This window comes from Undibacterium sp. TJN25, from assembly GCF_049339885.1.
Lineage (GTDB): Bacteria > Pseudomonadota > Gammaproteobacteria > Burkholderiales > Burkholderiaceae_D > Undibacterium.
In genome coordinates this window covers 85,520-109,570 of sequence record NZ_JBMPPM010000013.1, presented here as the reverse complement: position 1 = coordinate 109,570, position 24,051 = coordinate 85,520, and the positions used below count along the sequence as shown (strand labels likewise).

The window sequence follows — 24,051 nt, the reverse complement described above, 5'->3', positions numbered from 1 at the left end:
CGTGCTAGCGGATTTCTGCACCAGGTGCGGCATCCGCGATTTATTTTTGGCTTCGGGCTAATTCAGTGCTGCTTCGGTGTTGCGCTACGCCGCCATTTTTTCTTCAGCGGGGCGGTATTGTAACCGTTCACCGGCTTGCGAATCAAAAAACATTTTTACTGCATCCAGTTGCTCTTCGCATGAGGTCAGTACATTCATCTGCTGCCTGAAAACTTCGCCACCCACCAGATCCTGCACATACCAGCCTATATGCTTGCGCGCCGTTCGTACGCCGAGGAACTCGCCGTAGAACGCGTAATGCGCTCGTAAATGCTCGTCCATCAGGCGGCTGACTTCGGAAATCAGCGGCGGGGGCAGGTAGCTGCCGGTGCGCAGGAAATGGTCGATCTCGCGGAATATCCACGGGCGACCCTGGGCGGCACGGCCGATCATGATGGCGTCGGCGCCGGTTACCTGCAGCACGTAACGGGCTTTTTCCGGCGTGGTGATGTCGCCATTGGCGACCACGGGAATCGATACCGCAGCCTTGACCGCTGCAATCGTTTCGTATTCGGCATCGCCCTTGTAGCCGTCGGCGCGCGTACGGCCATGCAACGTCAACATGGCGATCCCGGCGGACTCCGCCATGCGGGCGATATTCAGCGCATTCTTGTTGGCCCTGTCCCAGCCAGTACGGAATTTCAGCGTGACCGGCACGTCGACTGCGGACACCACTGCATCCAGTATCTGTCCTACCAGCTCTTCATGCTGCAACAGCGCTGAACCGCACCAGGCATTGCAGACCTTCTTCACCGGGCAGCCCATATTGATGTCGATGATCTGCGCGCCCCTGTCCACATTGTGCCTGGCGCAGTCGGCCAGCATTTGTGGATCGGCGCCGGCGATCTGGACCGCCTTGGGTTCCATCTCGCCTTCATGGTTGGTGCGGCGCGCGGATTTTTCCGTGTCCCATAGCTTGCGGTTGGAGGCAGCCATTTCGGAGACGGCATAACCCGCGCCCAGTTCCTTGCACAATTGGCGGAATGGCCTATCCGTCACGCCTGCCATAGGAGCGACAAAAATATTATTACGCAGCACATGAGGGCCGATTTGCACGATGAGCGGGAGGGAAAATTCGGGGAAGCGCTATTCTACCTGAAAAACTGCCTAATTAATAAGCAAATTGCAGCAGGTTTTCAATACAAAAATTGCACAGCTATGATACCGAGTATCGCAATAGCCTGATAAATTTACGAGATTCGATGCTACTCTGTTACCGACATCACCGAAGTTATATGCATACAACGATTAAATAAAAAATGATGCACGGCGTACCGCTTTTTTAATTATCGGGAGTAACACTTGGAATCACATCATGGAGAAACACTGCACAGAATTACGATAATCGGCGGCGGCGCAGGCGGCCTGGAACTGGCAGTGCGACTGGGCAAAAAGCTGGGTAAAAAACACAAGGCCCTGGTCACGCTGATCGATGCGAACCGCACCCATCTGTGGAAGCCGCTGCTACACCAGGTAGCGGCCGGCACGCTGGATAGCCACGCCGATGAACGCGAGTATTTTGCGTTGGCGCGGCTGAACCATTTCAACTTCCGCCTTGGCCGCATGGACGGGCTGGATCGCGACAGGAAAGAAATCTACCTGGCACCCGCCTATGACGGCGACGGCAGCGAGCTGCTGCCGCGGCAGACTGTCGGCTACGATACGCTGGTACTGGCGCTAGGCAGCCAGACCAATGATTTCGGCACGCCGGGCGCCAGCGAAAACAGCATCATGCTGGATACGCCGGTCGCGGCAGAGCGTTTCCATCAACGGCTGATCAACTTCTGCCTGAAAGCGCAGGCGGAAGCGCGCGCCAAGGGCGAGGGGCGCTTCACCGTCACCATCATCGGTGGCGGCGCCACCGGCGTGGAGCTGGCGGCGGAACTGCACATGACGACAAAGATATTGTCCAGCTACGGCCTGATCAACTTTCATCCGGAAAAAGACCTGAAGATCGTCATCGTCGATGCCGCCACGCGGTTGCTGCAGGCTTTGCCCGAACGCCTGTCCGATGCCGCAGCGCAGGAGCTGCGCCAGATTGCCGTGGAAATCCATACCAATGAAAAAGTGGTCGAAGTGTCGAAAGAGGGCGTGCGCATGGCCAGCGGCAAGTTCATCCCCAGCGGCATCGTGGTCTGGGCGGCCGGCATCAAGGCGCCGGATTTCCTGAAGGATATCGGCGGCCTGGAGAGCAACCGCATCAACCAGCTGGTGGTGAGCCGGACCATGCAAACCACGCGCGACCCGGCCATTTTCGCCATGGGCGACTGCGCCGCCTGTCCGCAAGGCGAGGGCCAGGGCATCGTGCCGCCACGCGCGCAGTCGGCCCACCAGCAGGCCAGCACATTGGCCAAATCACTGGTACGCCTGCTGCAGGGTAAGTCCTTGCTGGAATTTACATACAAGGATTATGGGTCGCTGGTGTCGCTGGGGAATTACACGACGGTCGGCAGCCTGATGGGGGCGTTGGCCAGCGGGTCGATATTCATCGAAGGTACGATTGCGAAGTGGATGTACTGGTGGCTGCACAAGAATCACCAGATAGCGGTGAATGGCTTGTTTTATACCTGGCTGGCTACCTGGGCTGAGGTGATTGATCGGGTGAGGAATCCCAGGATCAAGTTGCATTAGGTCGTGACATGCGCAGTGCTCACCAGGGCGGTACTAAATCTTCAAATCGTACTTCGTGGGCACAGGCCGGGAGTGGCCCGGCGGCCACTTACTATTTCTTGCGTCGCCAAGAAATAGTAAGCACAAAGAAGGCGACCGCAAACCTCGCCCCTTCGGGGTGCCCGATTGTGCGGTACAAAAAATGGGAAACGGGCGAAACTCGCTTCGCTCAAACACACCCGTTTCTGATCCATTTTCCGCACCACACAATCGGCGAGGTTCCCAGCGGTTGAAGGTCAAAAACAACGACAAATTCAAAAACAACGGCAACCAGACCGCTCTTTATTTAAAAGTGCATGCCTGCGTACTGGCAAAAAAACGAATCGAAGCAGGGAAAATTACGGCTTCGCCGTGCTTTGGTTAATCTCATCCATCGCATCCGCATCCAGATGGGTGACGTCCCCCCACTGCACCAGCTTCAGTGTTTCACCGTCGAAAGCAAAGCGGTTGATGCTGGCGTTGTAGATGGTGACGTCGCGTGGGGCGTGCAGCGGCAGGGATTGGGCGGCGCGGTAGGCGCATTCGAGGACCCCGCCGTGGGCGACCAGGGCTATTTTTTTGCCTTCGTGCTGCCTGGCGTGACGCAGTATGGCTTCCATGGTGCGGGTGTGGAACTGGCGTATGCTTTCGCCTGTTCGTTCGCCGGGCGGGAATAAGGCATCCGGGTCGCGGGATTGCCAGGTGACGTAGGCCTCGGGGAACTGGTGCGGGATATCGCTGTACAGTACGCCTTCAAAGCCCCCGAAGCAGCGTTCGCGCAGTGCGGCGTCTACCTGTATGTCCAGGTTTTGCAGCGTGGCGATTTCGCCGGCGGTTTGCAGTGCGCGTTGCAGGTCGCTGGAGAAGATGGCATCCAGTTTTTCATTCTTCAACGCCCAGGCCAGTGCCTTGGCCTGACGCGTGCCTTCTTCGTTCAGCGGGATGTCCAGGTGGCCTTGCAGGCGGCGCACGGCGTTCCATGCGGTTTCGCCGTGCCGTATCAGCAGGATTTCTGTCATGGGGTTTTCGTTTCGGGTTTGATTTGCAGCCAGAAGGTGACGGGGCCGTCATTGGTCAGCGACACTTTCATGTCGGCGCCGAACTGGCCGGTGTGTACATCAGCATGCCGGTTGCGGGCCTGTGCGACGAAATGGTCGAACAGCTTTTTGCCTTCTTCCGGCGGCGCGGCCGGCGTGAATGACGGGCGGGTGCCGGAATTGGTATCGGCGGCCAGCGTGAATTGCGGCACCAGCAGCAGGCCGCCGGCGACGTCTGCGACGCTACGGTTCATCTTGCCGGCATCATCGGTAAAGACACGGTAGCCCAGCAGCTTGTTGAGCAATGTATCTGCCTGCTTTTCGGTGTCGCCGCGTTCGGCGCAGATCAGCACCATCAAGCCGGCCCCGATGGCGCCTACTGTCTCGCCATCCACGACCACGCCGGCCTGACTTACCCTTTGCAGGAGTGCAATCATGCGCTCAGCGTGATCTTGGCAAACTTACGTTTGCCGACTTGCACCACCAGCGTGCCTGCCTGCACCTGCAGGTTCTTGTCGCTGACGACCGCGCTGTCTATGCGCACGCCGCCCTGATCCACCATGCGCATCGCTTCCGACGTGGAGGCGCACAGGTTGGCCTGCTTCAGCAATTGGGCGATGCCGATCGGTGCGCCGCTCAGGCTGAGCTCAGGTACGTCGTCCGGGATGCCGCCTTTGGAGCGGTTGACAAAATCGTTCAGCGCATCGTCTGCTGCCTGCCTGCTGTGGAAACGGGTGACGATTTCCTGTGCCAGCGCCACCTTGATGTCGCGCGGGTTCTGGCCTTCGGCGACGGCTTTCCTGTAATGCACGATCTGCTCCAGCGAGCAGAAAGACAGCAGCTCGTAATAGCGCCACATCATCGTGTCGGAAATGCTCATGATCTTGGCGAACATCATATTGCCCGGCTCAGTGATGCCTATATAGTTGTTCTTGGACTTGGACATCTTGTCCACTCCGTCCAGGCCTTCCAGCAGAGGCATGGTCAGGATGCATTGCGGCTCCTGTCCATAATCTTTTTGCAATTCGCGGCCAACCAGCAGGTTGAACTTCTGGTCCGTACCGCCGAGTTCCAGGTCCGAGTGCAGCGCGACCGAATCGTAACCCTGCATCAGCGGGTACAGGAATTCATGCACCGAAATGGGCGTGCCTGCCTTGAAGCGTTTTGTAAAATCGTCACGTTCCATCATCCTGGCAACCGTGTATTTGGATGCCAGCTGTATCATGCCGCGCGCACCCAGCGGGTCCGACCATTCGGAGTTGTAGCGGATCTCGGTCTTCGCTGCATCCAGCACCAGGCTGGCCTGCTTGAAGTAGGTCATCGCGTTGGCTTCGATCTGTTCGCGGGTCAGCGGGGGGCGGGTGGCATTGCGGCCGGACGGGTCGCCTATCATCGACGTGAAGTCGCCGATCAGGAAGATCACAGTATGGCCCAGATCTTGCAACTGACGCATCTTGTTCAGTACAACGGTATGCCCCAGGTGCAAATCCGGTGCAGTCGGGTCCAGGCCCAGCTTGATGCGCAGGGGTTTGCCGCTTTGTTCGCTGCGTGCCAGTTTTTGTGCAAATTCGGATTCGATGAGCAGTTCGTCCACGCCTCGTTTAGCGACTGCCAGTGCGTGCTGCACGGCGTCGGATAAGGGTAATGGCTTGTTGTCTAGCGTTTTTGGAATGGTCGGTGGCGTGGTCTGTTCAGTGGTCATAATGATCTAAAACTTATTTTGTAACACCGCTGGTCGAATCCTTTTTGGGAACCCATAATCAGCGCTTTGCGTTAGCCCGAGTTTGTAATAAACTTGCCGCTTATTTTGGCAGCCGGACGAGTCCAGGCTGGCGAAATAAATCGATAAAAACAGTCAATTTTAACTTATTGCATGCGTCCATCAGATAAATTCATTCGTTTAGCTTCTGGCAGCAGACTGTTGTTCGGAACAACCCGCACCTCGCGCCTGGTTTCTTTCTCCGCCCTTTTTCTTGCAATTTGTGCATTTGGCGCTGTCGCTGTCGCCCCTATGGCGCCCGACGCAGCCGACCTGCCTGTCAAGAAAATTACCCAGCAGCTGGCATTGCCGCAGCTGGATCAGCAGGTCGAAGCACTGGAAGAAGCAGAGCAGCATTTCGTCAGCCAGGAAAAAGTACTGCGCGGCGACAGCCTTGGCGCCCTGCTGATACGCTTGGGTGTGGACGACAACGATGCTACCAATTTCATCAAATCCGACCCTGTCGCCCGCAATGTGATGCAGGTCAAGGCTGGCAAATCCGTACGTGCGCAGACCAATGACGAAGGCGAGCTGGAGTGGTTGCAAGCCACGTTGATGGCCAACAATGACAAGCCTGCCCACACTATCCTGGTCAGCCGTGATAAAGACGGCAAGTTCATTGCGACAGATTCCACCGCCAAGCTGGAAAGGCGTGTCGAAATGGCATCCGGAACAATTTCCTCTTCGCTGTTTGCCGCGACCGACGAAGCCAATATCCCCGACAATATCTCTTCGCAGATCGTCGATATGTTTTCGACCAATATCGATTTTGCATCCGATTTGCGTAAGGGGGACCATTTCAACGTCGTCTACGAAACCTTTTACCAGGATGGCGAACTGCTGAAGACCGGCCGCGTGCTGGCAGGCGAGTTTAACAATGCAGGCAAGCTCTACCAGTCGGTTTGGTTTGACGAATCCGGCGCCGACCACGGCGGCTACTATACCTTCGACGGCAAGTCGCTGAAAAAAGCCTTCCTGAAATCGCCTATCGAATTCACCCGTATTTCTTCCGGTTTCTCGATGCGCGTCCACCCTATCTCGGGTTTGTGGAAAGCGCATAAAGGCGTGGATTTTGCAGCAGTCACTGGCACGCCGATCCGTGCAGCCGGTGACGGCGTTGTCGATTTTTCCGGCACGCAAAACGGCTACGGCAACGTTGTCGTGCTGAAGCACTGGAATAACTACAGCACTGCCTATGCGCACATGAGCCGCTTTGCTACGGGCATCCATAAAGGCAGCAAGGTCAATCAAGGCGACATCATCGGCTATGTCGGCTCCACAGGCTGGGCGACCGGGCCTCACCTGCACTATGAGTTCCGCATCAACAATGAACCGCGTGATCCGCTGACAGTCAACATCCCGAATGCAGCCCCGCTGGCAGCTAATGAGATGGCGCATTTCAAAAACGTTGCCGCAGACATGGCGCACCGTTTTGCACTGCTGCGTCCCGATCCGGTGCTGAACTCCAGCATGCGGCTGGCATCGAGGTAAGCCGAAAAACACGCTAAAATGGCCGAACAGATGTTCGGCCATTTTTTTGTCCATTCCACTTATTTTTTTCGCAAATGAACACGACTTCCGATCGCAATCCCGACCTCTACATAGGCCTGATGTCCGGCACCAGCCTTGACGGCGTCGATGGGGTGCTGGTGGCCTTGCCCGACGCGGCAGGCAGCGGACTGGGCATGCAAATGCTGGCCAGCAGCTACGTGCCTTTCCCGCCCGAATTGCGCGAACAGCTGATGGCCTTGCAGCAGCCCGGAATGAACGAGATCCACATGGAGGCGCTGGCGGCGAACGCCGTCGTGGAGCGCTATGCGGCTTGTGTGGCGTCGCTGCTGGAAGAACATCCCGATGCAAAAGTCCGCGCCATCGGCGCGCATGGACAGACGATACGGCACAGGCCTGAACTGGGTTACACGCGGCAAACCAATAACCCTGCGCTGCTGGCGGAGCTGACCGGTATCGACGTCATCGCCGACCTGCGCAGCCGCGACGTAGCCGCGGGCGGGCAGGGCGCTCCTCTGGTGCCGGCATTCCACCGCGCGGTCTTTGGCGCTCCTGGCGTCTGCCGTGTGGTGGTCAATATCGGCGGCATAGGCAACGTCAGCATTCTGCGGGCCGACGGCACGACCACCGGCTTTGATACCGGTCCCGGCAACGTGCTGATGGATGCGTGGATCGCGCAGCACCAGGGCAAGACCTACGACGACAACGGCGGCTGGGCTGCACAGGGGCAGATTAATGTGGCACTGCTTGATGCGCTGAGCGACGAGCCCTATCTGCGCCAGGCGCCACCCAAAAGTACCGGCCGTGACCTGTTCCGGCCCGACTGGATGGCGGACAAGCTGGCGCCGTTCGCGCAGCTTGCCGCGGTGGACGTGCAAGCCACGCTGTGCGCCTTTACCGCGCGGACAATCGCTGACGACATCGCGCATCATGCAGCGGATGCCGGCAGCGTGTATGTCTGCGGCGGCGGCGCTTATAACGCTTGCCTGCTCGGCATGATAGGTAGCTATCTGGCGCAGCGCGGCTGCCATGCCTGCGTGACGACGACGGATGAGCTGGGCGTTTCGCCCAGCCATGTCGAAGCGTTGGCATTTGCGTGGCTGGCGCAAAGCTTCACGCAAAGGCTGCCCGGCAATCTGCCGGAAGTTACCGGCGCAAAGGGCTTGCGGATACTGGGCGCCCTGTACCCGGCCTGATGCGTGCCCGATATGGCATGGCATGCGCAATGCGGAGTTTGGCTACAATAGCGCTTTAACCTTTTTCAGGCATCCGCATGACCCAGCTTATCTACATCGCCGACCCCATGTGTTCCTGGTGCTACGGTTTCGGCCCAGAACTGGACGCCTTGCTCGCCGGGATGCCGGAAGCGCAGATGGACATCATCGTCGGCGGCCTGCGCGCCTATAACACCGAGCTGATGGATGAGCAGAAAAAGGCGACGATACTGGGCCACTGGAAGCATGTGGCCGAGGCCAGCGGCCTGCCGTTTTCCAATGACGGCATGTCGCAACCGGGCTTTGTGTACGACACCGAGCCCGCCTGCCGCGCCGTGGTAGCAACGCGCATACTGGCCGACGATCTGGCGCCGCGTGCAAAGCTCGCTGTCTTTCGCGCGATACAGCATGCGTTTTATGCCGAAGGCCTGGATGTCACCAAGCCGAAAGTGCTGTCCGACGTCTGTGTGGCTGCGTTGAACGCTGCCGACGGCGGGGATGATTACGACGTGGACAGTTTTCAGGAAACCCTGACGGCCTATTCGACATCGGCAGAAACCCGCGAAGATTTCGAGCAGACCCAGCGCTGGGGTATACGCGGTTTTCCCGCACTGCTGCTGGTACATGAAGGTGCGCTGCACATGATAGCCTCAGGCTATACCAGAACGGCGGATCTGCTGGAGTCTTTGCGGCAGGTACAACAAGGCTGAATGAAATGTTTGCCGCCTGGCGGCAGCTTGTATAGAATCAATCACGAAGCATCAGCTTCAACGTCGCTCGGACGGTTCCGGGCGCTTACGTACAATTGATCATGACAAACTCTACTACTCCGCCGGGCCGGGGTTATACCTTCTCGCGTATCAACCGCCTCCCTCCCTACGTTTTCAATATCACCGCCGAGCTGAAGATGGCGGCACGCCGCCGCGGCGAAGACATCATCGACATGTCGATGGGCAATCCCGATGGCGCCACGCCGGCGCATATCGTCGACAAGCTGGTTGAAGTCGCCAGGCGCCCCGATACGCACGGCTATTCCGCCTCCAAAGGCATACCGCGCCTGAGACGGGCGATTGCGCATTGGTACAAGTCGCGCTACGACGTCGATTTCGACCCCGATTCGGAAGCCATCGTCACGATAGGCTCCAAGGAAGGGCTGGCGCATCTGATGCTGGCGACGCTGGACAAGGGCGACACCGTGCTAGTGCCCAACCCCAGCTATCCCATCCATATTTACGGCGCGGTGATTGCCGGCGCCGATATCCGCTCCATCCGCATGAGCCCGGGCGTCGATTTCTTTGCCGAGCTGGAACGCGCCATCCGCGAAAGCTATCCAAAGCCAAAGATGATGATCTTCGGTTTCCCGTCCAACCCCACGGCACAATGCGTGGAACTGGATTTTTTCGAGCGCGTGGTCAAACTGGCCAAGGAAAACAATATTCTCGTGGTGCATGACCTGGCGTATGCCGACATCGTGTATGACGGCTGGAAAGCGCCATCCATCATGCAGGTGCCGGGTGCTCGCGACGTGGCGGTGGAATTTTTTACGCTGTCCAAGAGCTACAACATGGCGGGCTGGCGCATAGGCTTCATGGTCGGCAACAAGGAACTGGTGGCGGCGCTGGCACGCATCAAGAGCTACCATGACTATGGCAGCTTCACGCCGGTGCAGGTGGCCGCAATCGCGGCACTGGAAGGCGACCAGAGCTGCGTGAATGAAATCCGCGACAAATACCAGCGCCGCCGCGACGTGCTGGTCAAGGGCCTGCACGAGCTGGGCTGGATGGTGGACAATCCCAAGGCGTCCATGTATATCTGGGCCCACATACCGGAAGCCTATCGCCACCTGGGCTCGCTGGAATTTGCCAAGCAGGTGCTGGAGAAGGCACGGCTATGCGTGTCGCCCGGCATAGGTTTTGGCGAGTACGGCGATGAATACGTGCGTTTTGCATTGATAGAAAACGAGGCGCGTATCCGCCAGGCATTGCGCGGCATCAAGAACATGTTTAAGGAAGACAAGCTGATTGCCTAGCCTGGCGCCGTTTCAGGTTTCGTCATATTCCGGCTTGGCCGCAGTTGCTCGCAATTGCTGCTGAGCCGGATAAAACCGGCGAGAGTTCTATCTTGCGTAAGAATCTGTACCGCCGCCCTTGGCCTTTGCGGTCTTCTCCTGTTTACGGGAAGTCCTGCCTTTGCCGTCATAGCCGCCCATGTCTGGATCGCGGTTTTCACCGTGCTGTTTCCTGATGGGTACATAGCTTTCGGTAAAGCTGGTTTCTTCGCTGTCCATACGTTGGTGTAACAGGTTTTTCATGATCAGGGCCCGGCCATTCGCGTGAGAGGAACTTCATCATAGTTTTGACGAATTGGTTCGCAAACAGGAAAATTTCGCGTTTTTGTGTAGGAATCGTCCGATGGATTTGCAACGCCTGATCAGATGTTGCAATTCAATGTAATATGGCTTTTTCCGCCGCGCTGTGAAGGCCCGGCTATTTTCCACCGCTCCCGAATACTCCTATATGACTGGCTGCGCTATGAAAAAAATATTCCTTTCCTGCATGTTTGCAAGCATGGCGCTGGCGTCTGCCACGCATACGGTATCGGCGGCAGATGCGGCGTCCGCCGATGCTGTGCCATCCGTCGACGTGCTGACCAGGACTCTGGCGGAAAAGCAAAAGAACCTGACGGCGCTGCGGCACAAATACACGTATATGGAGCATGAAATAGTGCGGGAACGCGATAGCAGCGGAAAAGTCACGCGCGAAGACAAGACCGATTATGAAATACGCTATGTGAAAGACCATACGATCAGCCGCATGCTGAAGAAAAACGGCGAAGCACTGAATACCGATGAGCAGGCCAGCGAAGATGCGCGGGTGCAAAAGCTGCTGGACGAGGCGGGCCGTACTCCCGTACCTGCCAGCACGGTGGAGAATGTGCTGACGGCAACCAGGATTACCGACGTGAAGCGTATTACCTACAAGAACGTCAAGGCGCTGTCGCTGGAGTTTGAACCGCGTGAAGGATTTTCTTCCAGGGACAAGGCGGAGCAGCTGTTTTCGCACTTGTCCGGCAAGATGATTGTCGATGAAGAAAGCGGCGATATGATGCATATCGATGCCAAGGTGGCTACCGCCTTGAAAGTACTGGGCGGTGTTGCCGGTGAACTCGATGTCGGTTCCTTGCTGGTGATAGACACCACGCTGGTCAACGACGAAGTGCGGATCGCCGCCAATGAGAAGCGCCGCATACTGGCGCGCAAGCTGCTGGCCAAGTCGGATACAGAATACGAACTGAGCTATTCCAATTACAAAAAAACCGGCAATTGAGCGGAATCCGGCTGGCCGGTTATACGGCCAGCCGCGGGGCTATTTGCATGCCCGGTGCACTTTGGCTTGTGGGTGGATGCAAATCTGTTGTCGCTCGGGTATCATGCGCTTTCCGTTCATACGACCTCCTGAATTGACGCTCCATGCAAACTCCCCGCTTGTCCCTTTCCCGTGCCCCTTCCGTACCGGGGCCTGAATTTTCGCGTATTGTGCTTGGCCTGTGGCGGCTGGGATCATGGAATATGTCGCCTCAGCAAAGGCTGGCTTTTCTGCAGCAAAGCCTGGAACTAGGCATTACAACGACCGACCATGCCGACATCTACGGCGACTACCAGGCAGAGGCTTTGTTCGGGGAAGCCCTGACGCTGCAGCCCTCGCTGCGCGACAAGATAGAAATCGTCAGCAAATGCGGCATCAAGCTGGTGTCGCCGGGCCGGCCTGCACACACGGTGCAGCATTACGATACCAGCCGCGCGCACATTATCGCTTCCGCAGAGCGTTCGCTGCTCAACCTGCGTACAGCCTACCTGGATCTGCTGCTGATCCACAGGCCGGATCCCTTGATGGATGCCGATGAAATTGCAGAGGCCTTCACAAGCCTGCAGCAGAGCGGCAAGGTCAAATACTTTGGCGTATCCAACTTCACGCCTTCCCAGTTTGAGCTGCTGGCCTCGCGCTTTCCGCTGGTGACCAACCAGGTGGAGTTGTCGGTGCTGCACATGGCGCCGCTGAAGGACGGCACGCTGGACCAGTGCCAGCGGTTGGGGATGTCACCGATGATCTGGTCCGCGCTGGCCGGCGGCCGCCTGTTTAATGAGCAGACGGAGCAGGCCGTGCGCGTACGCAAGGCGCTGGAAACAATTGCCGCTGAGCTGGAGGTGTCCGTGAGCACGGTGGCGATAGCATGGATATTGCAGCATCCGTCCAGGCCATTGGCATTGACAGGTTCCGGCCGCCTGGAGGCGGTGCGCGAGGCGGTTGCCGCCACTGCCATTACACTGTCGCGGGAACAGTGGTTTTCTATCTGGATTGCATCGGCGGGACATAACGTCGCCTGATGGTTCGCGGGGCTATTCAACAATTACGTAGCCCGGGTGGAGCGTAGCGCAACCCGGGATGTGCTCCTCCGGCCATCGTATAATTTCCGGATTGCGCTGCGCTCTGTGCAGGCTACATTCCTATGCGTTTGATTGCCGGCGCTAGGCGCCGTTCTGGAAGGTTTCCAGCATCCACGCGATGAAAGTCGCCACTTCCGGCCGCATCGTCGGCTGCGCTTCGTGCGCTAGATAGTAGGCGTGCGGCGGCGTGGCCAACTGTATGTCGAACAGCCGCACTACCTCGCCCTTGTCTATCATTTCCTGCGCAAAATGGCGGCGGGTCAGGCCCACGCCATGGCCATGCTTGACGGCTTCCAGCAGCAGGCCCAGGTCATCCAGACGCAGGCCGGTGCCAGGTTCCGGCCAGTCCAGCCCCGCCACTTCAAACCACGGTTGCCAGGGCTCCAGCGCGGAGCGCAGCAAAGCCGCATGCTTCAGGTCGGCCGGGGTAGTGATAGGGGGGATGGTTTTGAGGTAGTCCGGGCTGGCGACCACAAAAGCTGGTTCAATGAACAGTTTTTTCGTGACCAGGTTCGGATATTCGCCGCCGCCGAACCTGACTTCGACGTCGCTTTCGGAAAGGCTCAGGTCGTACAGCGGCACGAACAGGAAGATCTCGATTTCAATGTCGGGATGGCGCCTGGTGAAGCTGGCGAGACGCGGCAGGAACATATAGCGGGCAAAGGTCGGCGGCAGAGTGACCTTGACGCGCAGCTGGTTGGGAGCAGCCTTGTTCGGTAATGGAAATTCCGCCAGCGTACGCAAGGCCGCGCGCACGACGTCCAGGTAGCGGCGACCGAATTCGGTCAGCGTGACGCTGCGCCCTTCACGCAGGAATACGCGTTCGCACAGGTGCTCTTCAAGCAAGCGAATGCGGTGCGATAGCGCGGAGGGCGTGATGCAGAGTTCTTCTGCTGCGACGGCAAAGGATCCGTGCCGGGCGGCGGCTTCAAAGGCGGAGAGGGCGTGTACCGGAGGGAGTCTTGTGGCCATGTTCAGTTTTTATCCCAGGAGATGATTTTCCCTGGGTTCATAATATTCTTGGGATCAAACGCGTGCTTCAGCGCGCGCATCATGTCGATGGCGTTTTCGCCGTGCTCCTGGATCAGGAAATCCATTTTGTGCAGGCCTACGCCGTGCTCGCCGGTGCAGGTGCCGTCCATGGCAATGGCGCGCGCGACCATGCGGGCATTCACGCCTTCCGCTTTGGCGATATCTTCCGCGTCTTCCGGATCTATCATCATGATGACATGGAAATTGCCGTCGCCGACGTGGCCGATGATCGAATAGACGATGCCGCAGCGTTCGCAGTCGAGCTGGGTTTCGCCTATGCATTCCGCCAGCATGGAAATGGGCACGCAGCAGTCGGTGGAAATGGAGCGTGCGCCGGGGCGCATCTGCAGCAATGCAAAGTAAGCATTGTGGCGGGCGGCCCACAGGCGCGAGCGGTCTTCCGGCCGCGTGGCCCATTCAAAGTCGCCGCCGTCGTGGGCGGCGGCTATTTCCTGCACCAGTTCTGCCTGTTCCTGCACGCCGTGTTCGCTGCCGTGGAATTCAAACAGCAGCAGCGATTTCTCCGGTAGCTGCATCTTGTCGTAGGCGTTGATCGCCTTGACGCCGTTTTCATCCAGGAACTCCACGCGCGCAACCGGCACACCCATCTGTATTGTCTGGATGACTGTGTTGACGGCGTCGGCAATGCTAGGGAAGGTGCAGACCGCTGCGGAAATTGCTTCCGGCAATGGATACAGCCTGACCGTGACTTCGGTGATGATGCCCAGCGTGCCCTCGCTGCCGACGAACACGCGTGTCAGGTCGTAGCCGGCGGAGGACTTCTTGGCGCGGGTGCCGGTCTTGATGATGCGGCCATCGGCAGTCACGACCGTCAGCGCCAGCACGTTTTCCCGCATGGTGCCGTAGCGCACGGCATTGGTGCCGGAGGCCCGGGTGGCTGCCATGCCGCCCAGCGACGCGTCCGCGCCCGGGTCTATCGGAAAGAACAGGCCGGTATCCTTGATCTCCAGGTTCAGCTGCTTGCGGGTGACGCCGGCCTGCACGGTGGCTGTCAGGTCTTCCGCATGCACGGCGACCATGTTATTCATTTGCGACAGGTCCAGCGAGACGCCGCCGCGCAAGGCCAGGATGTGGCCTTCCAGCGAAGAGCCGGCGCCATAGGCAATGACCGGCACTTCATAGTGGTTGCACAGCCGCACGATGCTGGAGACTTCTTCGGTGGTTTGTGCGAACACCACGGCGTCCGGCAGCATAGGGTCATACGAGGATTCGTCGCTGCCGTGGTGCTCGCGCATCGCCAGACTGGTGCTGCAGCGGTCTTCCAGCAGGTTTTGCAGCGCCAGCAGCAATTCTTCCGGCAACGGTTTCCTGATCGCGGCGAGTGAGGCAGGGTGGTTCATTGCAATCTCCGGATTTATTGTTCTATGGGCATATTATGCACCCTGACGCGCAGGGATGCACTTTCCGGGGTTTTGCCGTATCCTCTGGCCATCTCCAATTTTACGGATATTTGCCATGGGAAACCGACTTTCAAAAATTGCCACGCGCACCGGAGACAAGGGCACGACCGGCCTGGGCGACGGCAGCCGGGTAGACAAGGACGCGCTGCGCGTACATGCAATGGGCGATGTGGATGAACTGAATTCCCACATCGGCGTGCTGCTGTGCGAAGACCTGCCGGAGCAGATGCAGCACGAGCTTGTTTCCATCCAGCACGACCTGTTCGATATGGGGGGAGAGCTGTGCATTCCCGGCTATACGCTGATCACCGATGCCCAGGTAGCGCGCCTGGATGCCATGCTGGAACACTACAATGCCGGCCTGGAGCCGCTGAAGGATTTCATCTTGCCCGGCGGTTCGCGCGCCGCGGCGATTGCGCATGTGTGCCGCACCGTGTGCCGCCGCGCCGAGCGCGCCATCGTCAGTGTCGGCAAGGCCGAAACCATCAACGATCATCCGCGCCAGTATATGAACCGCCTGTCCGACCTGATGTTTGTGTTGTCGCGCGTACTGAACCGCTATGCCGGCGGCAGCGATGTACTGTGGGAGAAGGAAAGGCAGCGCTAGTGTTTTCTCGTTAGTGCAGAATAAAAAAGGAAGCCGAGGCTTCCTTTTTTTTGATGATGCTGGATGCTGGGGCGGACTATTTTGCCGGAAATTTCATGCCCAGCTGGTCAAACAGGAAGGCATACACGTCTGCCGTCTGGTTGGCTTTGATCGACAGCGAGCTGCCTATGCCGTGGCCTGCATGCGAGTTGATACTCAGGTACACCGGCTTGCCGGCAGTCGCCGCCTGCAGGCGTGCAATCATCTTGCGCGAATGCATGGGGTTGACACGGCCGTCGGTCTCGCCGGTCGCCATGAAGATTGCCGGATATTTGGCGCCGTCCTGCACATGGTGGTAAGGCGAATACGCATACAGTGCTTTCAGCTGGTCGGGATTCTTGACGCTGCCGAACTCGGTGGTGTTGAAAGCGCCGTTCGGATCCAGTTCCACGCGCAGCATGTCATAGATGCCCACCTGGGATACGACCGCCTTGAACAGCTCAGGATGCTGGGTGAAGACTGCGCCCATCAGCAGGCCGCCGTTGCTGCCGCCTATTGCCGCCATGTGCTCGCTCGTCGTGTACTTCTGGGCGATCAGGTATTGTGCTGCTGCGGTGAAGTCGTCGAATACATTCTGCTTGTTCACCAGGGCGCCCTGGCTATGCCATTCTTCGCCGAATTCGCCGCCGCCTCGCAGGTTGGCGATGACGAACACACCGCCCGCATCCAGCCACAGGCGCGTTGCAGGCGCCAGGAAGCGCGGCGTCTGGTTCACGCTATAGCCGCCGTAGCCGTTCAGCAGTACAGGATTGCTGCCGTCCAGCTTGATGCCCTTGCGGCGCACGATGTTCAACGGTATTTTGGTGCCGTCCTTGGAGGTGGCAAATTCCCTGACCACTTCCGTGTCACCATACGAGGTAGCGCTGGTCTGCGCGAGTTTCGTCGCTGCGGCCTTGCCGGATTTTTCATCGTAGCGGGAATAGTAGGGTGGGTTCAGATACGTTTTTACCGAATACAGCAGGCTGCCGTCGCTCAATGCTTCCACTTCATCCACTGCTGCTACGTCAGGCAGCGGCAGCGTGCCGCGCGCCTTGCCTTCGTGGTCGTAAATTGCCACACGCGAAGGGCCGCCGACGATCTCGCGCACATACAATGCATCTTTGGTGACGATCACCGGCGAGCCGCCGAATTCGCCGCCCGGCTGGATGACAGCGTCCGATTCTGCAACAATCACTTTTGCCTGCGCCAGATCAAGCGCATCCAGTTTCGACTCCAGCTTCAGTTTCAGCAGCTTGCCGCGCGGCGCATCCTTGCGCGACACCAGGTACATGGCATTGTCTTCGCCTATGGTAGCGGCGACGATCTTGTCTTCAAAGCGGCTGACCTGCTTGACGCTGCCGTCCTGGCCGATCACATAGTGGGCAAACTCGCCGCCGTCGCCGTTGGCCACAGAGGCCACTACATAGTTCGGATTCTGATGGCTATCCAGCGCGATTTCAGCGACCTTGGGGAAATCCTTGCCGAGCACATAGGTATCCTTCGCGGGATCGTCGCCCAGCTTGTGGAAATAGATCTGCTCGTAAAAATGCTGGCGGTCCGCCGGCTGGTCTGCACCGGGGTAGCGGGTGTACCAGAAGCCGGTGCCGTCCGCCTTCCATGCGACGCTGCCGCCGCCGGTAGGGTATTGGACCAGCGGAATGGTCTTGTCTATCTGTTTGCCGGTAACCGCGTCGATGATGTGCACCGAGCCGTCTTCACTGCCGTTGTCCGACATCGATACGGCGACCTTGCTGCCGTCATGCGAAGGCACGAACCAGTCTATTGCCGTGGTGCCCTTGCTGTTCAGCACGTTCGGGTCCAGCACGATCTTGGCTTGCGCCGGATCGGCGGCATTGCCCAGCACGGCGATCATTGGCTGCTGCTTGGGCGGCTGGTTGTACATTGCAAATAGTTTGTCACCGGCGGGGTGCAGATCGTAATACGAACTGGACGTCGCCGAAATCTGCGTCATCAGATTGTCGAAGATGGGTTTGCGGAAAGGCAGCTTGTCGAAGTAGTTGCGGGTGCGCTTGTCCTGCGCCACGCTCCATTGATGGACTTTGGGGTCTCCCTGTTTTTCCAGCCAGCGGTAAGGATCTTTGACGGTAATATCGCCATAGGTATCGGTCACGGCGGCAACGCGGGTTGGCGGTGCGCCGCGATCGGCAGCCTGCACGCCGGTGCATGCCAGCAAGCCCAGCGCGGCGATGGCGCTCAGCTTCAGTGCGGGAAAGTTCTTCTTGGTCATCGTGGATTCCTGGTTGATCTACTGGTACTGGTGGAGCGCTTATTCTACCCGCGGCAAAAAGAAAAAAAGCGAAGCCGGAGAGCTTCGCTTTTTTATTTGGCGGCAGTTCAATTATTGACTGCCAGCTTCGGTTTTTCGGTGATAAACCGTTTTTTGATCGACGCCTCTATGCCGTCCGCATCGAGTCCGCATTGCGCCAGCAGCAGCGCGGGGTCGCCATGGTCGATGAACTGGTCCGGCAGGCCCAGGATCAGCAGCGGCTTGCTGATGCCTGCTGCCGCCAGCGCTTCGGCCACGGCAGAACCGGCGCCGCCCATGATCGTGCCTTCTTCCACGGTAACCAGCGCATCGTGCGATGCGGCCAGGCTCTTGACCAGTTCCACATCCAGCGGCTTGATGAAACGCATATTGGCAACCGTGGCGTCCAGCTTGCCGGCTGCCTGCAATGCAGGATGGACCATGGAACCGAAAGCCAGGATCGCAATGCCCTTGCCCTCGCGCCTGATTTCGCCTTTGCCTATCGGCAGCGATGTCAGTTCCTGCTGGATCTCGGCACCTGTGCCGGCGCCGCGCGGATAGCGCACTGCCGCCGGGCCGGGGTAGTGGTAGCCGGTGGTCAGCATCTGGCGGCATTCGTTCTCATCGGCCGGCGCCATGACGACCATATTCGGGATGCAGCGCAGGAAGGCCATGTCGTAATTACCCGCGTGCGTCGCGCCGTCTGCCCCCACCAGGCCGGCACGGTCCAGCGCAAAGGTGACGTCCAGATTTTGCAGCGCCACGTCATGGATCAACTGGTCGTAAGCACGCTGCAGGAAGGTGGAATAGATGGCGACCACCGGTTTCAATCCTTCGCAGGCCAGGCCGGCGGCGAAAGTTACCGAATGCTGTTCGGCAATGCCGACGTCGTAATAGCGGTCCGGGAATTGCTGGTCGAACTCGACCATGCCGGAGCCCTCGCGCATGGCGGGAGTGATGGCGACCAGGCGCTTATCCACCGCTGCCATGTCGCACAGCCAGTTGCCGAACACATGCATATAGTTCAGCTTGGCAGGCTTGCTTGCAGGTTTGATGCCTTCGGCAGGGTTGAACTTGCCCGGGCCGTGGTACAGCACAGGATCGGCTTCCGCCAGCTTGTAGCCCTGGCCCTTCTTGGTCACCACATGCAGGAATTGCGGGCCCTTCAGGTTGCGGATATTCTGCAGCGTGGGGATCAGCGAATCCAGGTCGTGGCCGTCGATGGGGCCTATGTAGTTGAAGCCGAATTCCTCGAACATCGTGGCGGGAACGACCATGCCTTTTGCATGTTCTTCCAGGCGCTTGGCCAGTTCCAGCATCGGCGGCGGCAGCACGGATTTTCCGACATTGCGGGCAGCAGCATAGAACTTGCCGGACATGAGCTTGGCCAGGTGGCGGTTCAGCGCCCCCACCGGCGGCGAGATCGACATGTCGTTGTCGTTCAGGATCACCAGCAGTCTGGCATCTTCATGGATGCCGGCGTTGTTCATTGCTTCAAAGGCCATGCCGGCCGTCATCGAGCCATCGCCGATGACGGCAATCGCATGGCGGTCCTCACCCTTGGTTTTGGCCGCCATCGCCATGCCCAGTGCAGCGGAAATCGATGTCGACGAATGGGCGGTGCCGAAGGTGTCGTATTCGCTCTCCACGCGGCGCGGAAAGCCCGAGATGCCGTTCAGCTGGCGCAGCGTATGCATCTGTTCGCGGCGGCCGGTCAGGATCTTGTGCGGATAGGTCTGGTGGCCCACATCCCATACTATCCGGTCTTCCGGCGTGTTGAACACGTAGTGCAGCGCAATCGTCAGCTCTACCGTGCCCAGGTTGGACGACAGGTGGCCGCCCGTCTTGGAGACGGAGTCGATGACGAACTGGCGTAGCTCATCTGCCAGCGGGCCGAGCTGCGTACGTGTCAGCTTGCGCAGGTCGGTAGGGGAGTCGATGGTGTTGAGTAAATTCATATTACGCTTTCCGCTGCACGATCAGGTCGGCAAGATCGTGTAGTTGTTGGGCTTTTTCGCCAAACGGCAACAACGCTGCATGGGCGTCGCTGCATAATTTTTCTGCCAGCTGCCGGGAGGCATCCAGTCCCAGGATCGATACATAGGTAGGCTTGTTGTCGGCGGCATCCTTGCCGGCCGTCTTGCCCAGCGTCGCCGAATCGGCGGTTGCATCAAGCACGTCATCCACTACCTGGAAGGCCAGTCCGATTGCGCCGGCGTACACGTCAAGCGCGGCCACTTCCGCCGTTGTCAGCGTCTTGCCTGCCATGGCGCCCATCAGCACCGAAGCACGCAGCAGCGCGCCGGTCTTCAGCCTGTGCATCTGCTCCAGCTGGTCCTGCGTCAGCGCCACGCCGACGCTGGCAAGGTCGATCGCTTGGCCGCCGCACATGCCGACGGAGCCTGCGGCATGCGCCAGCAGCCTGACCATCGCCAGCCCGCGCGCCGCGTTGTCCGTATTTTCTTCATCGCCGCCAGCCAGCACCACGAATGCCTGCGCCTGCAATGCGTCGCCGACCAGCAGTGCGGTGGCTTCGTCATATTGCACGTGTACCGTGGGTTTGCCGCGTCTGAGCGCATCATCGTCCATGCAGGGCATGTCGTCGTGCACCAGCGAATAGGCATGGATCATTTCCAGTGCGGCGGCGGCCCTGGCCAGCAATTCCGCCGGCGCATCGAACAGCCGGCCGGCAGCATAGACTAGCAGCGGGCGCACCCTCTTGCCGCCATCCAGCGCGGCGTAGCGCATTGCCTGATGCAGCCGCTCCGGAACGGTTACAGCGGAGGGCAGCAAGCGCTCCAGCGTCAATTCAAAATCTGCCTGTGTTGCTTTCATCCAACTACGGAAGCTGTCGCTCATGCATCGACCTCGTCGCCATCCTGGCTGCGGTGATTGTCGGTGTCGGCGGAAAACGGTTTCAACATGTCGGCTTCCAGGATTTTGACCTGGGTTTCCACCTTGTCCAGTTGCCCGGCGCAGTATTTGATCAGTTCAGAGCCGCGCTTATAGGCAGTGACAGACGCTTCCAGCGGCAATTCCCCTGCTTCCATCTGGGAAACGAGGTCGGCCAGTTCTTGCATGGCGGCCTCGAAGGAGTCCGGCTGGCTGGTGCTTGGTATTTTTTTCGGCATGGGCCTAAAGTCCTAAAACGGCAAGCTAAAAATGAAATCTAACCCTGTATTTTAGAGCAAACCACTTGAATACACTGGCATTTGAGCAAATTTGCTGAAAGTTTTAGCACGGTCGTTCGGGGCTGTGCCAAAAAATAATGCAAAAAAAGAGCCTAAATTGCGTTTCAAACATTTCCATGTGGAAATTATTCGTATATATTAGCTGTACTTGGTTAAAAAGCCCCTGCCAAGTCCGTTGCGAAATTATCCTGGCGCCCGCTTCTCCAGCCGGAATAATTTTTCAGCAGTTTCTTTGCTAAGTGACTGAATCTTAACGAGATGTAATGTTTCGTAACCGGACTGCAGAAAGCGGCAATTTTTTTATATGATTCAGGCCTGTCCTGATTTAACCCAAGTTAAACCTACGCTAAACTGATAGCACCATGCCATCGCTGCCCGAAAACCAGGCCTTACAGAAATCGCCCGCGCTCTCCCTGCGCAGCGAGATCCTGCGCGCGCTGGTAACGCAGGCATCGCATCTGGCGGTAGCGCAGATAGATGCATTTTCCGCACGCCTGGCAAACGCGCTGTTTGCCGCGTCGGAACAGCAGGCGGATCCGAAACAGGCTAACCTCAGTTTCAATGCAGCGCAGTTGCTGAAAAATAACGGGTATGCTTTTTACTACCTTGCATCCAGCGGCCTGGAGAATGCTTTTCGCAAAGAAGTGCAGATATTGCAACAAGGGCAAAAGCCCGAAGCGATACCGCAGGATGTGGCGCTGTCACTAGTCTCTTATGAAGAGATGGACAAAAAGCTGGCGATAGGCCGGGTCAGCCGTTCGCTGGAACTGGCGAGCGCCGAGCAACTGGCAGCGCTGAACATGCGCCTGGCCACGCTGATGGACTATGACAGCATCAGCGTGCCGCAGAACCCATTCCGTCCCGAGGTTTTTCTGAAGGTGATCAATGCAGCCTGGTGCGAGTTCAATCCGGACCAGGAAGCGCATCATCTGGTGCTACCGCTGTTGCGCACCGATATATTGTTTGACTTGTCGCCGCTGCTGCAGTCCTTGAACCAGACAATGATAGAACGCGGCATCCTGCCCGATCTGCACGAATCCTATCGCGTCAAAAAAATGGACAGTGCCGGCGCCTCGGCCAGAAAGCCGGAGCCGATAAAGGAAGAGCTGGAACAGAAGCTGAAGAATTATTTTTCCGCGGCCCAGAACCAGCCCGCCGAGGCTGCGGCGCCATTGCACCAGCAGGACGCTTCGTCCAGCGCTGCCAGCATCGCCAGCAACCTGTTCGATAGCCTGCAAAACGATCTTGCCCGTGCGGTACAGGAAGGCACCCAGCAGGGCGGTGGAGGTTTCGGCCAGCCGCATGTGGGCGCCGGTAGCCAGGCTGCGGGTGCCATGGGCGGGTTTGGCCAGTCCGGCGTAGTCGATACCCAGCTATTCAATTACCTGGCGGATTTGCAAAAAGGCATGGCGATACGCCAGCTGGTGGCGGGCGCGCAGGGTGTGATGCGCCTGTCGCAGCTGAAAGACCAGATGCCGGAACTGGCGACGTCAGGCGTAGAGCGGAACACGCTGGACCTGCTGTCCAAGATTTTCGATACCGTCTTCCGCAACCAGACGATCCCGAATGAAATCAAGGAATTGATCGGGGTTCTGCAGATACCGGTACTGAAGGCTGCGCTGATCGACAAGGAATTCTTCTTCAAGGAAGCCCATCCTGCACGCCGGCTGATCGACCTGCTGACCAAGCATAGCGTCGCCTGGGACCAGAAAAAAGGCCAGGAAGACCCGCTTTACCAGACGCTGCGGCGCAACGTCAACCGCGTGCAGCAGGAATTCGACCAGAAACTGGAACTGTTCGACGAAGTCGCTTCCGATATCGAAAGCTTCGTCGAAAAGGAAGAGGCTGCTGCCGCCACGGCGTTGCAGGAGCCTATCGTACGTGCGCTGCGCAAGGAAAAGGTCAAGCAGGCCAACATTGCCGCCAACAGCGAAGTGGCGATGCGCGTCGGTACCGGCGAGGTAGTCGCGTTTGTCGAAACCTTCCTGGAAGACCGCTGGGTCAAGGTATTGACGCTCGCTTATACCGTCAAGGAAGAAAAGCCGCAGGCCGTGGAAGATGCATTGAAGACCATGGACGACCTGATCTGGAGCACCAAGCCCAAGATTACCGCGCAGCAGCGTCAGGAACTGATCAATCGCCTGCCTTCGATACTGGTAACGCTGAACAAGTGGCTTAACGTCATTAAATGGAATGACGCCGACCGCCTGCAATTTTTTGCCGAGCTGGCCGAATGCCATGCGTCCATCGTACGCGCGCCGCTGGATATTTCCCCCGAGCGGCAACTGGAAATCGCAGTGGAAGTCGCGCAGAAAGCAGCGGAACGCAGGCTGGAAAAACGCGCCAAGGCTGAGCAGGAGCCGCCGGCACCCGAGCCCGAGGTGGACGAGTTTACTGATGCCGTCGCCAATCTGGAGCGGGGCATCTGGCTGGAATTTACCCGCAAGACCGGCGAAACTGCCAGGGTCAAGCTGGCGTGGGTAAGCCCTATGCGCAGCCTGTATATCTTTACCAGCAGCCAGAAAGAGAAATCCTTTTCCGTCTCGGCCGAAGAACTGGAGCAGGCATTCCGCGAGAAACGCGCGCAGGTGCTGGTGCTCGACAAGCTGGTGGATCGGGCGCTGATGGATGCGCTGGAAGAGCCGCAGCAAGAAGTTGTCGCCGAAGTGGCCAACTAAGCCCGTCGATCTGCGTATAGTCGCGGATAAAGGCTTTTCTGGCCTTATCAGTTCGCTAAAATCCGGTATGGCCCTCCTTCCCCAATTCGGGTATAATCGCCCGCTCTGTCCAAAATTTCCTCTTCATTTCGTTTTTCGTTTGAATTTTCGTTTGAAAACAGGTTTTTGCGGATTCTTTCTCCTTTAG

The 24,051-nt window shown here is 58.3% G+C and carries 20 protein-coding genes; 9 read left to right on the top strand and 11 right to left on the bottom strand.

The window, feature by feature from the left end; all coding sequences use genetic code 11:
• Window positions 1-84: 84 nt before the first annotated feature.
• Window positions 85-1,095, bottom strand: a complete 1,011-nt coding sequence (gene dusB, locus ACO0LO_RS25495) for a tRNA dihydrouridine synthase DusB (protein ID WP_422968723.1) — start codon at window positions 1,093-1,095, stop codon at window positions 85-87.
• A 246-nt stretch (window positions 1,096-1,341) separates the two neighbouring features.
• Here dusB and ACO0LO_RS25490 point away from each other — a divergent pair, with 246 nt between their 5' ends.
• Window positions 1,342-2,670, top strand: coding sequence for an NAD(P)/FAD-dependent oxidoreductase (locus ACO0LO_RS25490; RefSeq protein WP_422968721.1), 1,329 nt, complete (start codon window positions 1,342-1,344; stop codon window positions 2,668-2,670).
• 377 nt (window positions 2,671-3,047) lie between these two features.
• Here the strand turns inward: ACO0LO_RS25490 and ACO0LO_RS25485 are convergent, their stop codons facing one another.
• Genes ACO0LO_RS25485 through tyrS form a run of 3 tightly spaced genes read right to left on the bottom strand, consistent with a single transcriptional unit; the run spans window position 3,048 to window position 5,427 of the window.
• Window positions 3,048-3,707: a histidine phosphatase family protein gene (locus ACO0LO_RS25485; protein WP_422968719.1), complete on the bottom strand. Its 660-nt coding sequence runs from the start codon at window positions 3,705-3,707 to the stop codon at window positions 3,048-3,050.
• Window positions 3,704-4,162 carry a D-aminoacyl-tRNA deacylase gene (gene dtd, locus ACO0LO_RS25480; protein ID WP_422968717.1) on the bottom strand — a complete coding sequence of 153 codons (459 nt, stop codon included), beginning with the start codon at window positions 4,160-4,162 and terminating at the stop codon, window positions 3,704-3,706. The genes ACO0LO_RS25485 and dtd overlap by 4 nt, the downstream gene beginning before the upstream one ends.
• Window positions 4,159-5,427 carry a tyrosine--tRNA ligase gene (gene tyrS / locus ACO0LO_RS25475; protein ID WP_422968715.1) on the bottom strand — a complete coding sequence of 423 codons (1,269 nt, stop codon included), beginning with the start codon at window positions 5,425-5,427 and terminating at the stop codon, window positions 4,159-4,161. Before tyrS ends, dtd begins: the two co-directional genes overlap by 4 nt.
• Window positions 5,428-5,598: 171 nt before the next feature.
• On the opposite strand from tyrS, the gene ACO0LO_RS25470 reads away from it, so the two are divergent.
• The 4 genes from ACO0LO_RS25470 to alaC all read left to right on the top strand — a co-directional run bounded on the left by ACO0LO_RS25470 (window position 5,599) and on the right by alaC (window position 10,236).
• Entirely contained in the window at window positions 5,599-6,975 is a 1,377-nt protein-coding gene (locus tag ACO0LO_RS25470) for a peptidoglycan DD-metalloendopeptidase family protein (protein WP_422968713.1), read from the top strand.
• A 74-nt stretch (window positions 6,976-7,049) separates the two neighbouring features.
• The gene (locus tag ACO0LO_RS25465) at window positions 7,050-8,189 is read left to right on the top strand and encodes an anhydro-N-acetylmuramic acid kinase (RefSeq protein WP_422968711.1); all 1,140 of its coding nucleotides are present in this window, start codon (window positions 7,050-7,052) and stop codon (window positions 8,187-8,189) included.
• Between the two features lie 77 nt (window positions 8,190-8,266).
• Window positions 8,267-8,917 carry a DsbA family protein gene (locus ACO0LO_RS25460; RefSeq protein WP_422968709.1) on the top strand — a complete coding sequence of 217 codons (651 nt, stop codon included), beginning with the start codon at window positions 8,267-8,269 and terminating at the stop codon, window positions 8,915-8,917.
• 101 nt (window positions 8,918-9,018) lie between these two features.
• Entirely contained in the window at window positions 9,019-10,236 is a 1,218-nt protein-coding gene (gene alaC, locus ACO0LO_RS25455; RefSeq protein WP_422968707.1) for an alanine transaminase, read from the top strand.
• 87 nt (window positions 10,237-10,323) lie between these two features.
• Here the strand turns inward: alaC and ACO0LO_RS25450 are convergent, their stop codons facing one another.
• The gene (locus tag ACO0LO_RS25450) at window positions 10,324-10,518 is read right to left on the bottom strand and encodes a hypothetical protein (protein WP_422968705.1); all 195 of its coding nucleotides are present in this window, start codon (window positions 10,516-10,518) and stop codon (window positions 10,324-10,326) included.
• Between the two features lie 220 nt (window positions 10,519-10,738).
• Here ACO0LO_RS25450 and ACO0LO_RS25445 point away from each other — a divergent pair, with 220 nt between their 5' ends.
• Both ACO0LO_RS25445 and ACO0LO_RS25440 read left to right on the top strand, forming a co-directional pair.
• Window positions 10,739-11,533: a hypothetical protein gene (locus ACO0LO_RS25445; protein WP_422968703.1), complete on the top strand. Its 795-nt coding sequence runs from the start codon at window positions 10,739-10,741 to the stop codon at window positions 11,531-11,533.
• Between the two features lie 143 nt (window positions 11,534-11,676).
• Window positions 11,677-12,591 carry an aldo/keto reductase gene (locus ACO0LO_RS25440; protein WP_422968701.1) on the top strand — a complete coding sequence of 305 codons (915 nt, stop codon included), beginning with the start codon at window positions 11,677-11,679 and terminating at the stop codon, window positions 12,589-12,591.
• A 141-nt stretch (window positions 12,592-12,732) separates the two neighbouring features.
• Here the strand turns inward: ACO0LO_RS25440 and ACO0LO_RS25435 are convergent, their stop codons facing one another.
• Together ACO0LO_RS25435 and ACO0LO_RS25430 are read right to left on the bottom strand one after the other, a co-directional pair.
• Window positions 12,733-13,623 carry a LysR substrate-binding domain-containing protein gene (locus ACO0LO_RS25435; protein WP_422968699.1) on the bottom strand — a complete coding sequence of 297 codons (891 nt, stop codon included), beginning with the start codon at window positions 13,621-13,623 and terminating at the stop codon, window positions 12,733-12,735.
• A 2-nt stretch (window positions 13,624-13,625) separates the two neighbouring features.
• Window positions 13,626-15,044, bottom strand: coding sequence for an FAD-binding oxidoreductase (locus ACO0LO_RS25430; protein WP_422968697.1), 1,419 nt, complete (start codon window positions 15,042-15,044; stop codon window positions 13,626-13,628).
• Window positions 15,045-15,159: 115 nt separating this feature from the next.
• Between ACO0LO_RS25430 and ACO0LO_RS25425 the strand changes: the two genes are divergently transcribed.
• Window positions 15,160-15,711 (top strand): cob(I)yrinic acid a,c-diamide adenosyltransferase, encoded by a 552-nt coding sequence (locus tag ACO0LO_RS25425; protein WP_422968695.1) that lies wholly within the window; start codon window positions 15,160-15,162, stop codon window positions 15,709-15,711.
• A 76-nt stretch (window positions 15,712-15,787) separates the two neighbouring features.
• Here ACO0LO_RS25425 and ACO0LO_RS25420 read toward each other — a convergent pair whose 3' ends face one another.
• From ACO0LO_RS25420 to ACO0LO_RS25405, 4 genes are all read right to left on the bottom strand, one after another.
• A complete protein-coding gene (locus ACO0LO_RS25420) occupies window positions 15,788-17,977 on the bottom strand; it encodes a prolyl oligopeptidase family serine peptidase (protein WP_422968693.1) in 2,190 nt (729 codons plus the stop codon).
• Between the two features lie 107 nt (window positions 17,978-18,084).
• Window positions 18,085-19,953 (bottom strand): 1-deoxy-D-xylulose-5-phosphate synthase, encoded by a 1,869-nt coding sequence (gene dxs / locus ACO0LO_RS25415; RefSeq protein ID WP_422968691.1) that lies wholly within the window; start codon window positions 19,951-19,953, stop codon window positions 18,085-18,087.
• 1 nt (window position 19,954) lies between these two features.
• Window positions 19,955-20,854, bottom strand: coding sequence for a polyprenyl synthetase family protein (locus ACO0LO_RS25410; protein WP_422968689.1), 900 nt, complete (start codon window positions 20,852-20,854; stop codon window positions 19,955-19,957).
• On the bottom strand, window positions 20,851-21,126 hold the full coding sequence (locus tag ACO0LO_RS25405; protein WP_422968687.1) for an exodeoxyribonuclease VII small subunit: 276 nt from the start codon (window positions 21,124-21,126) through the stop codon (window positions 20,851-20,853). Before ACO0LO_RS25405 ends, ACO0LO_RS25410 begins: the two co-directional genes overlap by 4 nt.
• 422 nt (window positions 21,127-21,548) lie before the next feature.
• Here ACO0LO_RS25405 and ACO0LO_RS25400 point away from each other — a divergent pair, with 422 nt between their 5' ends.
• Complete coding sequence (locus ACO0LO_RS25400) at window positions 21,549-23,864, top strand: DUF1631 family protein (RefSeq protein ID WP_422968685.1); 2,316 nt, start codon at window positions 21,549-21,551, stop codon at window positions 23,862-23,864.
• The last annotated feature ends 187 nt before the right edge of the window (window positions 23,865-24,051 follow it).

Excerpts from the sequence above, each read along its gene's own strand:
- ACO0LO_RS25435 (WP_422968699.1), bottom strand. The coding sequence starts at position 13,623 with ATGGCCACAAGACTCCCTCCGGTACACGCCCTCTCCGCCTTTGAAGCC.
- ACO0LO_RS25400 (WP_422968685.1), top strand. The coding sequence starts at position 21,549 with ATGCCATCGCTGCCCGAAAACCAGGCCTTACAGAAATCGCCCGCGCTC.
- ACO0LO_RS25485 (WP_422968719.1), bottom strand. The coding sequence starts at position 3,707 with ATGACAGAAATCCTGCTGATACGGCACGGCGAAACCGCATGGAACGCC.
- ACO0LO_RS25450 (WP_422968705.1), bottom strand. The coding sequence starts at position 10,518 with ATGAAAAACCTGTTACACCAACGTATGGACAGCGAAGAAACCAGCTTT.
- ACO0LO_RS25445 (WP_422968703.1), top strand. The coding sequence starts at position 10,739 with ATGAAAAAAATATTCCTTTCCTGCATGTTTGCAAGCATGGCGCTGGCG.
- ACO0LO_RS25405 (WP_422968687.1), bottom strand. The coding sequence starts at position 21,126 with ATGCCGAAAAAAATACCAAGCACCAGCCAGCCGGACTCCTTCGAGGCC.
- alaC (WP_422968707.1), top strand. The coding sequence starts at position 9,019 with ATGACAAACTCTACTACTCCGCCGGGCCGGGGTTATACCTTCTCGCGT.
- ACO0LO_RS25430 (WP_422968697.1), bottom strand. The coding sequence starts at position 15,044 with ATGAACCACCCTGCCTCACTCGCCGCGATCAGGAAACCGTTGCCGGAA.
- dxs (WP_422968691.1), bottom strand. The coding sequence starts at position 19,953 with ATGAATTTACTCAACACCATCGACTCCCCTACCGACCTGCGCAAGCTG.
- dtd (WP_422968717.1), bottom strand. The coding sequence starts at position 4,162 with ATGATTGCACTCCTGCAAAGGGTAAGTCAGGCCGGCGTGGTCGTGGAT.
- ACO0LO_RS25440 (WP_422968701.1), top strand. The coding sequence starts at position 11,677 with ATGCAAACTCCCCGCTTGTCCCTTTCCCGTGCCCCTTCCGTACCGGGG.
- ACO0LO_RS25460 (WP_422968709.1), top strand. The coding sequence starts at position 8,267 with ATGACCCAGCTTATCTACATCGCCGACCCCATGTGTTCCTGGTGCTAC.
- ACO0LO_RS25470 (WP_422968713.1), top strand. The coding sequence starts at position 5,599 with ATGCGTCCATCAGATAAATTCATTCGTTTAGCTTCTGGCAGCAGACTG.
- ACO0LO_RS25465 (WP_422968711.1), top strand. The coding sequence starts at position 7,050 with ATGAACACGACTTCCGATCGCAATCCCGACCTCTACATAGGCCTGATG.
- tyrS (WP_422968715.1), bottom strand. The coding sequence starts at position 5,427 with ATGACCACTGAACAGACCACGCCACCGACCATTCCAAAAACGCTAGAC.
- ACO0LO_RS25410 (WP_422968689.1), bottom strand. The coding sequence starts at position 20,854 with ATGAGCGACAGCTTCCGTAGTTGGATGAAAGCAACACAGGCAGATTTT.
- ACO0LO_RS25420 (WP_422968693.1), bottom strand. The coding sequence starts at position 17,977 with ATGACCAAGAAGAACTTTCCCGCACTGAAGCTGAGCGCCATCGCCGCG.
- ACO0LO_RS25425 (WP_422968695.1), top strand. The coding sequence starts at position 15,160 with ATGGGAAACCGACTTTCAAAAATTGCCACGCGCACCGGAGACAAGGGC.